This window comes from uncultured Agrobacterium sp. (assembly GCA_913777615.1).
Taxonomy (GTDB): domain Bacteria; phylum Pseudomonadota; class Alphaproteobacteria; order Rhizobiales; family Rhizobiaceae; genus Agrobacterium.
Genome location: CAJYTK010000003.1, coordinates 81,942 through 93,885 on the forward strand (window position 1 = coordinate 81,942; position 11,944 = coordinate 93,885).

General features: G+C 58.6%; 10 protein-coding genes and 1 tRNA gene. 4 read left to right on the top strand and 7 right to left on the bottom strand.

The genetic code is table 11. The features are described 5' to 3' along the window. Positions 1-143: 143 nt before the first annotated feature. The 6 genes from QZ862_RS02045 to QZ862_RS02070 all read right to left on the bottom strand — a co-directional run bounded on the left by QZ862_RS02045 (position 144) and on the right by QZ862_RS02070 (position 6,932). On the bottom strand, positions 144-947 hold the full coding sequence (locus tag QZ862_RS02045) for an ATP-dependent Zn protease (RefSeq protein WP_288428073.1): 804 nt from the start codon (positions 945-947) through the stop codon (positions 144-146). Further along, positions 944-2,923 (bottom strand): ATP-binding protein, encoded by a 1,980-nt coding sequence (locus QZ862_RS02050; protein WP_296038284.1) that lies wholly within the window; start codon positions 2,921-2,923, stop codon positions 944-946. Before QZ862_RS02050 ends, QZ862_RS02045 begins: the two co-directional genes overlap by 4 nt. Continuing rightward, complete coding sequence (locus tag QZ862_RS02055) at positions 2,916-3,455, bottom strand: hypothetical protein (RefSeq protein ID WP_296097189.1); 540 nt, start codon at positions 3,453-3,455, stop codon at positions 2,916-2,918. Before QZ862_RS02055 ends, QZ862_RS02050 begins: the two co-directional genes overlap by 8 nt. A gap of 116 nt (positions 3,456-3,571) precedes the next feature. Next, positions 3,572-4,639 (bottom strand): hypothetical protein, encoded by a 1,068-nt coding sequence (locus QZ862_RS02060; protein WP_296022274.1) that lies wholly within the window; start codon positions 4,637-4,639, stop codon positions 3,572-3,574. Positions 4,640-4,973: 334 nt separating this feature from the next. After that, complete coding sequence (locus tag QZ862_RS02065; protein ID WP_296038283.1) at positions 4,974-6,146, bottom strand: hypothetical protein; 1,173 nt, start codon at positions 6,144-6,146, stop codon at positions 4,974-4,976. 486 nt (positions 6,147-6,632) lie between these two features. Next, positions 6,633-6,932 (bottom strand): hypothetical protein, encoded by a 300-nt coding sequence (locus QZ862_RS02070; protein WP_296022270.1) that lies wholly within the window; start codon positions 6,930-6,932, stop codon positions 6,633-6,635. A gap of 67 nt (positions 6,933-6,999) precedes the next feature. On the opposite strand from QZ862_RS02070, the gene QZ862_RS02075 reads away from it, so the two are divergent. The 4 genes from QZ862_RS02075 to QZ862_RS02090 all read left to right on the top strand — a co-directional run bounded on the left by QZ862_RS02075 (position 7,000) and on the right by QZ862_RS02090 (position 11,714). Next, positions 7,000-7,335 carry a hypothetical protein gene (locus tag QZ862_RS02075; protein WP_279875159.1) on the top strand — a complete coding sequence of 112 codons (336 nt, stop codon included), beginning with the start codon at positions 7,000-7,002 and terminating at the stop codon, positions 7,333-7,335. A 626-nt stretch (positions 7,336-7,961) separates the two neighbouring features. Continuing rightward, entirely contained in the window at positions 7,962-8,738 is a 777-nt protein-coding gene (locus tag QZ862_RS02080) for a hypothetical protein (protein ID WP_296022262.1), read from the top strand. A gap of 204 nt (positions 8,739-8,942) precedes the next feature. After that, positions 8,943-9,776 carry a recombinase family protein gene (locus QZ862_RS02085; protein WP_296085527.1) on the top strand — a complete coding sequence of 278 codons (834 nt, stop codon included), beginning with the start codon at positions 8,943-8,945 and terminating at the stop codon, positions 9,774-9,776. Between the two features lie 87 nt (positions 9,777-9,863). Further along, positions 9,864-11,714 (top strand): recombinase family protein, encoded by a 1,851-nt coding sequence (locus QZ862_RS02090; protein WP_296022292.1) that lies wholly within the window; start codon positions 9,864-9,866, stop codon positions 11,712-11,714. Here the strand turns inward: QZ862_RS02090 and QZ862_RS02095 are convergent. Beyond that, a tRNA-Met gene (locus tag QZ862_RS02095) sits at positions 11,671-11,747 on the bottom strand. The genes QZ862_RS02090 and QZ862_RS02095 overlap by 44 nt on opposite strands. Positions 11,748-11,944 lie beyond the last annotated feature (197 nt).

Below are 11,944 nucleotides of genomic sequence, written 5' to 3' on the forward strand. Positions count from 1 at the left end.
GAATAGTAACGGCATCGCGCCATCGGCAAAAATAATCTTACACCGCGCTCCTCGGTGTATATCTTTTAGATACCTCGCCGCGGGATGCTATCGCAGAAAAGATAGAGATGGCGTTGATAATCTCACGCACAGACCGGATTGGCCTACGTCAAGACCGAGGCGAATCCGCTTTCATGCAGTGTCTCAACGTCTTTCAGGATTCCACTGACAGCCGCCTCATCCATTGCCTGGGTCTCGAACAGCGACTTTGCGAGGGCGTGGAAAATGGACCGGCGTAGCTTAAGGATCGCCACCGCTTTTTCGAGCGCCGCCTCCAACTTGGCATGAACGCGATTGGCCAGTTCGGTATCTCGGTCCAGAACCGCGCCCGCATCGCGATGGGGCCGATAGAGCAGCGGATGCTCGGTTCCGAAGCCGAGCGTCCGCTCCATATCGAAGGCAAGCCGCGTCGCCCGTGCCAGATCGCTATCGTCGGTCCCTCCGGAACCGCTCGAGACACGTTTTAGCACCAGTTGCTCGGCAGCCCGCCCGGCCATCAGCATGGTCAACATGTTTTCGTACCAGTCGCGGGTGTCCGTGGCCCAGGCGTGGAAGCCGACGAGATTATAGCCGCCCTCGCCGGTATCGATGTTGAGACCGCGAACAGGCCCGAGATCGAGCGCATGATGGACAACGGCATGCCCTGCCTCGTGGAAGGCGAAGCGCCAGCGCAGATTATAGGGTACCGGCGGACGATGACCGCGGATGCCGTCTTCGATGTCCTCATAGCGGATCGCCCGCTTGCCACGCCGCGCTTTCAACCGCGCCTCCCGGACGATGCGTTCGATATCCGCACCCGTCAGCCCCATCGCCCGCGTGGCGAGACGCCGCAGGATCGCATCAGCAGAATTGGTGTGTTGCGCGGCCGTCGGCGTTTCCGACGTGTTGGTGTTCTGTGGTTCAGTCATCGGCTGGCTCCCTTCCGTTCACTTTCTGCGTCTTCCTGCAGATAGTCGGCAACGATCTTCTTCAGAGAGAAACCATCATCGACCTCTGATGGGATGCCCTGTACTGGCTCCCGGATCAGCGATGTCACATCGTCACCGAGATGATGAGCGAGGATTTCGGCCAGCGTCGGCACATCGGGTTTGGGGATTTCGATATGGGTCTCCAATCGTCCGGAGCGCTTGATGGCCTCGTCGATATGATCGGGCCGGTTGGTGGCACCGACGACGATCAGCCCTTCGTTCTTGATCGCGCCATCAAGCAGTTCCAGCGCCTTGTTGACGATGGTATTCCAGTAGTCGGCATATTCCCGCTCGGCCGGCTGCCTTTTGCCGATACCGTCGATCTCGTCGACGAACAGGATCGCCGGCGCCATGGCCCGCGCTTCGACAAATGTCTTGCTCATCCTGTCGATCACGTCGTTGAGATGACCGCCCTGCAACCAGGTCGAGACGGATGTGACGACCAGCGGGATTTGCAGGCTGTTGCACAGCGCCCGGGCAAAGGTCGTCTTGCCGGTACCAGGCGGACCGGACAGCAAAAGCTTAGCGCTCATCTCCGACCAAGCGAGGATGCTTGCCCGGTAATCGTCCAGATCTGCCTTGAGATCGAGCGCCCACTCCTTCGCCTTGCCATATCCGGATAGCGTTTCGACGGTCAATGGCGGCTTGTGGCCGATCTCACCCACCGTCGGCAAAGGCTCCGGCTGGATCACTTCGGCGCCAGACGGCTTGTCCTTCTTCCAGCGACCGTTGCTATCAGTGTCGTTCGATTTCGGCTTTTCGTGCGAGCCTTGGGGCTTCTCGGCGGATGTGCTCGACGATGCCGATCTGGATGCCTTGTCATTGCTTCCGCCACCACCGTCCTCCTCTTCCTCGAAGTCACTGCGATTGCGCTCGATGAGCGTGGCAAGGACATGCAGTACGTCGCGAACATGTCGCCCGGGGCGAAACGCAAGAACCAGATCCTCCAGCGACAGCCAGCGCGCATCGGAATCTGACGGCAGGCCAAACGTCTCAATCGCCGTGTTCGGATAAAGCACCTCCACCAGATCGGCGACGAACCTGCGATCGAGCTTTCCCGTCTCCAGAGACAGGTCGGCGGAGATCTGCAAGAGCGACGGAACGTCCGACCGCTTTTCCGCGATGGCAAGGATCGACAAGTCGCGCGAGAGCGCGCTGATCATCCGCCGGCGCAGGGCATTGCCCGTGACACGATGCACGCCGGCACCCGAGAAGGTCATCAGACGCCTGCGCGTCTCAGCTTCGAGGGCATCGAAGTGGTCGTCGTTGTACATGTGATCGGATTCCGTGGCTGCGAACGGGCCGCCAGGCACAAGCCGGGTTTTCTCAAGGAGCCGCAGCACCTCACGCTCGAAGCCTGCAAGCGGCGCATGGAGGGTAACGACCGATGTCACACGGGTCAGCGTACAAACGATCTCCCGAAGCGACCGTCCGCTGCCACGCACCGCACGCGCCAGAACCAGGGTCGCAACGATGTGACTGACCATTGGCGGAGCGGCGGCTCGATCCACAAGACCGATGGCATAGGCACGCTGATCGATACCGTTGCCCAGCACAGCATTCTCTCCGATTGCGCCGTGACGCACCCGGGGGATGTTCACGAGTTGCGCGGCGAACGACGGATGCTTGACCTCGGCGATCATGGCACCATCACCTTCAGAGCCAGGCTCCGGATTGCCGCTCTCCCTCGGTGGGACAAGCCAGTCGCCAAAGTTCTTTCGGAACCAGGTGTCGTCACGGATCGTATCGCCGATCAGTCGTGTCGTGTCGAACGCAGGGGAATAGCGGAGGAGAAGATGACCGCCGACATCAACGATCCTGCTTTCCAGCAGACCGTTGCGCAGTGCGGTCCGGCGTGCCTCCCGCCGGGCGAGATGCTGGAGCCGGCGAACGAACAGACGAGTGAGCTTATCCATCGGTACGCCCTCCCGTCTCCGCGGCAATAATTTCCGTGTGGGCGTCTTGCACCGGTTCGCGCCGACGCGTCCGACCACGCCTCCACCCACTAATGGCACCGGGCTGCGGCAACTGCGTCAACACACGCTCGCGCGGCGAACGGCGTGGCGGAGAAGAGCCGCCCGGAGGAGTGACCGAAGCCCAACCAGTCGGCTCGTTCCAAGACTGATCGATATCGCGATTGCGGTTCTGCAGCCAGTCGAGCAACAGGCGGCAGGCGGCATTGCCGCTGCCGGCAGTCGCACGCAGACGGAGCATCAGCGGTTCCGGAACAAGGCCGTTCAACGAACGACCATGTCTGACGGAGGCAAGCGTGAGCCCAATCAAAACAGCAGGGTCGTCGCGATTGCTTGAACCGTGATCAAGGTCATCGGATTGGACGGGACTGATATTCACGAGCCTGCCGTGAAGGCAGGCGAACGCGATGGTATCGGTCGTGACCGCTTCGCAACGGAAGCCGGCCAAAGACGGACTATGGGTGTCGATGGACATGACTGTCTCCTCACCGGAGTGCATTGCAACCGGCATTTATGGAATGGAAAGGACCGGAGAAGCCGCACACGCGCTTCAGGCGCGGCCGCGATCACTGCTGTTGGGCTCGCGGCTCGTCAGTGCCTGCGCGGACGGCGGGCGAAGCCAACCCGGATACGGACCGGTTCCGGCTCTTCGTCCGGATCATCATCGAAGCGGCCGAGATTGTAACGACCGTCGTCATCTTCATCCGTAGCCAGGGCCCGCTCTTCTTCGTAAGTGCGGGCCGGACCGTTCGGCGCGATCAGCGGCCTGCCCAATACGGTCGAGGTAGCGGCCGCGTCCGACACGGCAACCGCCACGACACCGAGAGCCTTACGGGCTTCCGCTTCGAGAAGCTGCTGCACGCGGCGACCGAAGCGCAGGCGCAGTTCGGCCATGCAGGCCGCAACTCCGTCGATCTCCAGCAGGTCGTCGATCTCCGACAAGGCCCAGATGCCGGTGGCATGGTCGCTCGGGCGGCTGGCGCCATCAACGATCGCAACTTCGACAGTGTCGACCATCAGGCGCTTCTGGTTTTTGTAGAGCCAGTCCGGCAAAACCATCGCTGAGGCCATCATTTTCAGCTTCAATTCTTCCAAACGGCTGGTGTCGCCATACGACGCCAGCGACCGCTTCAGGTCGAGGATGTAGGCGGTATGCCGGGCGCGATTCACGAGGATAAGGTCGGGCGTATAGCTGCCCTTCGCCGGTGCCTCGCAATCGAGCTTCACACCATCGAGACTCTGCCAGTCGTTTCCGGACACGGCTTCGAGCGCCGCCTTGACCAGCGGCAACTTCAGCGACTGGGTCAGCACGGTGATGTTTGGATTGGCTTTCGCCAGACGCTCGACCGCCTGCTCCAAGAGCTTGCCCTCGCGGAAGGACACAGCGCGAACGAGCGAAGCGATATGAATGTAGTGCCCGAGGATGTCGTCTTCGACCGGTTCACCGTCGGCAATCGCCGCGATGGCGCGATCGATCAGCAGATCGAGATCGGCCTCGACTTCGGCGAAGCGAACGATATGCGGATGGCGGCGCAGGACCGCTGGCTCGCCGATGCTGTAGGCACCGATGCCGAAGGAGCCGTGGGAGAACATCGATGCCGCGGCGACAGTCGAACGAAGAACTTCCCCGGCAGGGGTAGAGAGAGTATGGGTGGTCATAGCCCGATTCCTTTTTAGCGAAGGCTGAGGGTCAGGCCCTTGTCGATGTTGGTAGCATCGGCTTGGGCCGTTATGCGTCCGGTCTTCCGAACGGCCCCAACCTGGCAGGACCGGGAGCCGGGCTCAAGGACCCGGAAGCACAAAAAAAGAACAAAGCCGGTACATAGTTAACGGCGGGCTCACGAAGTCCAGGCCGATGAACGCGCCCCCTGATCGCAACGCTCGACCTCAGCGTTTCCGCTCGCCATCATCAGGCAAAAGGAAAAGGGCCGACATGCGGCCCCTTCGAGTTCGGAGGGAAGGCCCGAGATTGCGGCCTTCATGCAATTGCCTCTTACGGCGTAACGGCCGGTACGAGTTCAGCCTCGGCGACGCTGTCATCGGCAAGCGCCGGCACCTTGGCAAACTGCTTGCGGTTTCGCGGCGCCTCACGGCTGACCGTCATGAAGCCGCCGGTTGCCTCCGCGAGCGCAGCACCAAACCGGTCGATCGCCTCATCCGGGACATCGGCATCATCAGAGACCTCGTCCAACATTGCCGGCTCGGCATCGTGACGATCGCCGACGCTGACCGCTTCTGCCGGAACCGCCGGTTCGGAAGCTACAGCAGTTGGTGCAGCAAGCGGCCATTCCGGCTTCCGGCCTTTGGACACCGCCCAGCCGAGCACCGGAAGCACATGCAGCGCAAGCCAGTCACGCATGTCTTTCGACTTCGGCCAGCCATCGACGCCACCCAATGTGTAGAGCGTGTCGTTGACCTCGGCCCATCCGGTTTTTTTGGGGAATTTCGTTGGCTTGGTGTTGCGGCCCCAATCGAGTTCCGGCTCAAGGAACAGCGCCAGGCTTTCGAGCTCCTGACGGGCGACCCGGGCAATGTCCTGGATTTCCTTCGCCAGCGCCTCCTTGATCACACGGCTTTTGGCCAATGCAGCCTCGATCGCCTGGCAGATTGTCACGACGTGCTGGATGAACGCCTTCAATCCATCGCGGATCTTGGCCGCAATCAGCACCTTCAAACCGCCAACGCCACCGGTCCAGAACTGATCGTCCTTCTCGGCCTTGTCACCACCCTCCTCGCCATTGGCCAAAATGGCCTTTACGTCGGCGACCTGAAGGCGCCCGTTCGCCTCGGCAAAGGCAATGGCCGCCGTGATCTGGTCGGTCGTTGCCGAACTCAGATGGAACAACACCGTCGCGCCGACCGAGAGGTCGACCAGTTCATCACGGTAGGGTGTCAGGTTGCGGTACACCGCAGTATAATTGCGGGCGCTGCGCGGTGCGAGACCGCAGCGCATCTTCACCCAATGATCAAACCGGCCATCGGCCAGCAGGTCTGCAGCTTGGGCCAGATGATCGCCGAGCTCGAAAGTCTGCTCGGTGGTGCGGCGGCCGAGGTCGAAGATATGGGCCGCGCTCGTTTCGAGCTGTTCGCGCATCGAGTGCCCGATACCGTTATCTTCGTAGGAATAGGCGGCAGTCGCGATCGTCTTGGTGGTCTTTGTGCGCATGGAAGTCTCCGTGTGACGCGGTTACAATGTATCCGACAACAACGCATCGGATGACTATATGATCGCGCCAATACGGATATAATGCAAATTCAAGTAAAACATAATTATAGTATATATTCGATTATAACCTTTATTTCTGAGCGATCTAAAGAGAATGTATTTCAACTGAAATCAATAGTTAACTAAATGATATCGAGATATACGATATTTATAAAAAATTTCCACTTCGCGTTTGATCGATATTATTTCACGGCAAAATCCAGTATCCGTAGCCGAATAGCCGGCCTCCCACATTTAGGGCCTTAACGAAGTAGTCTTGTCGTTACGGAAACACGCGGCGAAGTAAACACGGCGCCAGCGTCTCGCCGTCTAAAGGCGACGCTCGATTTCCACCCGGAGATGGCACATTCCGCGCGAACGGCTGGGATATATGACATGAGACATCGCGGATGAACCCACCTAGAAGCTTTTTGGTTCGCCGCCGCCTCATAGTCCGGAATGGAGATCGTCCTGCAGATGCAAGCGCGACACGAAGCCGCCGGCGATTTCCGTCACCTTGCCCACAGATCGTTTCAATGTGCCCACACGTCGAGACAAGTTGCGCTCATCTGATTCATGGTTCGATATTTTTGATTCCAAACGCTGCTCATTTGATTCACGACCGCCGTTTGGCCCTCGCCAGCTTATCTCGACCTGTCTCAACGTGCCCGCAATTGATCTCAAATTGCGCTCATTTGATTCAGAACCCCAAAAAAACGATTCATAAACCGGGATTTCCGATTCCATGCAAACGGCGTTGCCGCGGTGACAACGGTCTGGCATCGATAGCCGGAGACCTGACGGGAAAGAGTGCATGCCAGCGAAGTCCGAAGATATCCGAAACCGCAAACAGCGCGAGCGACAGCAGAAGCTCCGCGATGCCGACAGAAAGGCCAAGCGCCCAGGACGAGACGATGTGGCCCGCGTCGCACTCTACTGGCTCATTAACAGGGCGATCGAGAAGGAGCTGCACGAAGACCTTGAGAAGTTCAGAGCCAGGATCGTTGCGATGCTTACAGAACAAGGCTTCGACAACCGCCAATCCGAGACCGTTCTCGATGACCTCATCTCCAAATACCGAACGGGGGGCTCGCCCTTCCGCCGCAAACCCCACCTGCTCTATCCTGATCGCGCAGACGCCGCTGACTGACCGGTCGCGTCCAAACTGCAGCCTACGGTTTCGGTCTTTTGCCCATCAACGATGGCGACTGGGACGCCTAACGGCGTTTGCAGACTCTAAGGCTCCTCCCCCCATTACTCGGTAAAACGCCGTTTGATTCTGAATCGAATGTTTCGAGCATTTTCAAGAGGGAGGCGGATCCGGCACGTGAACCATGACTGGCGAGTAGGCCATGGGTATAAGTGCGTTGCGCATCAGCAACAGTTTTCATAACTCTATACTTAACAATGACCTACCGCCGGTTTGGTCGCTGATGGCGTTCCCCCGCAGATCAATGATTCCAGCCGTGCCATTTCGGGAATCACGGCATTTTCGGCAAACCGACGTCGAAAGCCATACAAATGGGGCTCTTGAGAAAGGCCGGGCTTTGTGCGCTATTGGCGCCAACGAGTGTTCAACAGGCCAACCCGCAACGGACAAGGAGGCGCCCATGGTTCACGTTTTCCATGTCGACGGCGCCACGATCCAGCCGTCCCGGGACATTGAGTGCAACAACGATTCCCGTCTCGGAATCTGCACCGGCCGCATGCGCGAGGAAGTTCTCCGCGTGGATTGCCGTCGAAGACGACGACGATCCACGACTATAAGGAGATTCCATGTCAACTATCATCCAGCATCCGTCTGCCATCGTTGCGGTTAAAACGCATCACCTGCATGACGTCGACAACGACACCAAATCCCGCCTTTATCCTGGACCGGGCGTTATCGCGTCGATCACCAGCGTAAGTGTGTCGAAAGCGAAAGACGCAATCCGTCAGCACCGCCACGGTTCGCGCTGGCTAGACTTCCCGCGCGCTCCTCCCATCACCGGAACCACCGATGTAGAGATTGGGGGGGCATTGCGCCTTCTTGGATATGTCGGAAGTTGGCGTTATCTCCCTGAACAACAGACACTCGCGGCATATCTAAACACCCGAACCGGCGTTGAGCGCGATCATCCGTGCGTTGTGAGGCTCAGCACGCATTGCGTTGCCGTGAGCGGCGGCGTTTTCTGCGACGTCTTCAGCCACGGCATCGTGATCGATATCGGCGATGCAAAGGGGCGTCGCAAAAAGGTCAGCCACGTTCTGGCTTTGACCAAACGTATTGCACCCACGATCACATCCAGGAAGCTGGTATCGAAGGCGAAGAAGACTGACGCGGACAGCAAACTTGAAGAACTCTTTCGCGAGGCGATCAAGGCTGAGACAGGAGCAACGCGCGTCAAGATCACTCCTAACGAGATCTTCGTCATCTTGCCCGATCAAAGCAGTTGGTACTGGCTCGGCGCCCACGACCGTATCCAGTGGGAGATCCTCGAGCCCCAACGCGACGGCCTCCTGCGTGGTAACTCCGCCGCGGCGGCCGCTTACCGTTCCGCTATGAGCCCCTAGCCCCGTCGGCGTCGGCGAAGCGTGATCGCGGCAATAATTGCCGTTGGCATTTGTCTCCCGCCTCGCACAGTTTCACCGCTCAACGCTGGGTTTCCATCATCACGCCCGCCGAACCATGACGGTCCGGTAGTGCTGCGGGGGCTCTCAAGTTCCCCGCCGCCGGTTACCTGTCCCCCCAAGGAAAGTTTTCATCCAAGGTTCACAATGACGAAGAATGTTCTGTTCTATGCACGCAGCTCGACCACCTCTCATCTCGGCGCCTGCTTCGATACGCAGTTGTATTTCGCAAAGGAGTTTATCAAGAAGAACGGCTGGTCACTGTCGGCAATCTGCCGCGATGAAGACATCGGCGAAGTCGTCTTCACGGCGCAGCCGGGTATCCGCAAACTCCTCGGCTATGTCGAAGAAGGTGCGATCGATATCATCCTCTGCCACACGCTCGACCGCCTATGTTCAAGGTATGACGTAGCGCTGGGTCTGTTGCGGGAACTTCGTGGAAAGGACATTGAAGTCTGGTCAGCCGATCCTGGTGTTGAGATCAAGGCCACTGACCTGAGCGAACATTACGATGGTGAGCGCGACTCGTCCGGATGCATCAACCTGATCGCACCAATGCCGGACGAACTCTACGAAGCCGAACACCTCGTTCCGCTTCCATATGGCTATCGCTATTCGGGCACATTCAACGCTGACCGTCAGTACATCTTCGGGTTCACGGCTGTAGATCCAAAAGCAGCCGAAGCCGTTCAGCAGATCTTCCACTTGTATGCCGATGGCATGTCTCCGGCAAAGATTGCTGCACTCCTCAAAACATTGAGCATCGCCGGTCCGCTCGACAAGCCATGGCGCGACACGACAATCCGTGGTGATCGGGCGCAAAGAACCGGCATCCTCAATGAGGAACTCTATCTCGGCCGCTTCTGGATACCGGGCCGCGACTGTTTCGACTTTGTGCCAGCGCTTCAGATCGTCACGCAGGACCTTTGGCAACGCGTAAAGCAGCGCCAGCGACTGGCAGCACGGGGTGTTGCGGAATAGGGCACCAGCACGATCAACCCCCCATCACACTGGCCAGTCCTGCTGGCCAGTGCTCACAAAGAGATTGTTTCAGATGGAATTTCGCAGATGACCAAGAATGTCCTGTTTTATGCCCGCTACTCTACCGACCGCCAGAATGAGGTCTCGATCGAGACGCAGATTGAGCTATGCGAAGCCTTCGTCAAACAGAAAGGCTGGAACCTCGTTGCAACCTATTCAGATTCCGCTGTCAGCGGCATGAGCTTTATGTTGCGCCCCGGTATTCAGCGACTTTTGGCGCACGTGAAGCGTGAACGCATCGACGTCGTGCTGTGCGTTACCGTCGACCGCCTGTCGCGCGATGTCGAGCACAGCGCCAGGATCCTCAAAGACCTGAACTACCAGAACACCGAGATCTGGACTGTTCACGCCAATCAGGCGATCACGAAGCTGGAACTGCATTTCCGGGCGACCCTGAGCGACGAACTCGTCGACCAGATCCGCTTCCGGACGCGCGAAGGAATGAAGACGGCTGTCAAGAAAGGCAAGGCATCAACGTGCCTCGCCTATGGATACAAACTGTCCCAGCAGCGTGACGCCAATGGTGACCGCATTAAGGGTCAGCGGGATATCGATCCGGTCAAGGCGGAGATCGTGAGGCGAATCTTCAAAATGTATGCCGATGGTATCTCTCCGCGCGACATCGCCCACATCCTGAACAATGAAGGTATCATCGGACCACGGGGCGCCGCTTGGCGCGATACTGCCATCCGCGGCTCCAAAACAGTCGGAACCGGCATCCTCAACAATCCGAGCTACATTGGCCGTATTGTCTGGAATAAGCGGCAGTACCGTAAAAACCCTGACACGGAGCGGCGCACTGCCCGGATGAACGATGCCGATCAATGGGTCTGGGCAGAGGTACCGACAATGCGTATCGTCAGCGACGATCTCTGGGAGCGCGTTCGTGCTCGCGACGCCGAGATCGGCGACCTCTATCAGAACGCCAGGACTAACCGCCTGAACGCAACACATCGGCCGGAATATCTTCTGAGCGGAATGCTGGAATGCGCAGAGTGCGGCGGGCCTTACGCCATCTCCGGCAAGGATCGCTATAGCTGCACCAACCGCAAGAAGCGGCTGCCGATCGATGATCTCGGTGGCGCCTGCTGCAGCAACAGCAAGACGATCACCCGCCACGAACTCGAAGAGCGCGTCCTCAACTGCATTCCGGTCGCCTTCTACTCGCTCGATATCTTTGACCGCATTTCGCAGAAGATGGTCGCGCATGAGGTGAGCAAGCTGAAGACCATCCCTTCCCGCAAAGATCAGATGACAAGCGAACTGGCATCGATCAAGTCGAAGCAGGCAAGCCTGATGCAGCAGATCCAGGATCGGCACGCTGAAGGCCGGCCGCGTCTCGCCATTCTCGACGATCAACTCGATGACTTGGAGGCAGCTCGCGAGGCGCTTCTTGGGGAACTCGCCACCACCGAAGAACCCGAGCAGGATTTCTCGGAGAAGATTGCCAAGTTGAAGGCGCAGTTCGATCCGACGAATACCGAGCTTGCCATTCGCAAGTTGATCTTCCTCGCCCGCAACAATGCCGACGAACAGGCCAAGCGCCGGCTGATGCCGATCGTGCGCGACCTGATCCACACGGTGGTGATCGGCAAGACACCGGGCCACCAACCGGCAGCTCTGCAGGTCCATGGCGACATCGCCAACATCATGGCATCGATGGACGTGATCGACATGATGCAGCGGCAATTCGTAGCCAGCGCCCAGAACGACCTGATGTCCCGCATTGCATCTGGCGAGATCGACACGGAGCACAAAAAGAAAAAGCTCCTCGAGGCTTACGCCGAGGAGCTTTTGAAGAGGTTTCCCGAGTGGGAGAATTTACAAGTTTCAGTGGTTGCGGGGGCAGGATTTGAACCTGCGGCCTTCAGGTTATGAGCCTGACGAGCTACCGGGCTGCTCGAGCCCGCGTTGACTTTGATCGACTTTGATGTCGAGTAAGTTTTAGAGGTGCAAAAGGCCGCTTTGTGTGCGGCCTTTTGTATCGGCCTTGGCCGTTATGTTTGTGATTTGAGAAGATTTTGTTGCGTTTAGCAGACCTGGCAGCGACCTACTCTCCCGCGTCTTAAGACGGAGTACCATTGGCGCTGGGGCGTTTCACGGCCGTG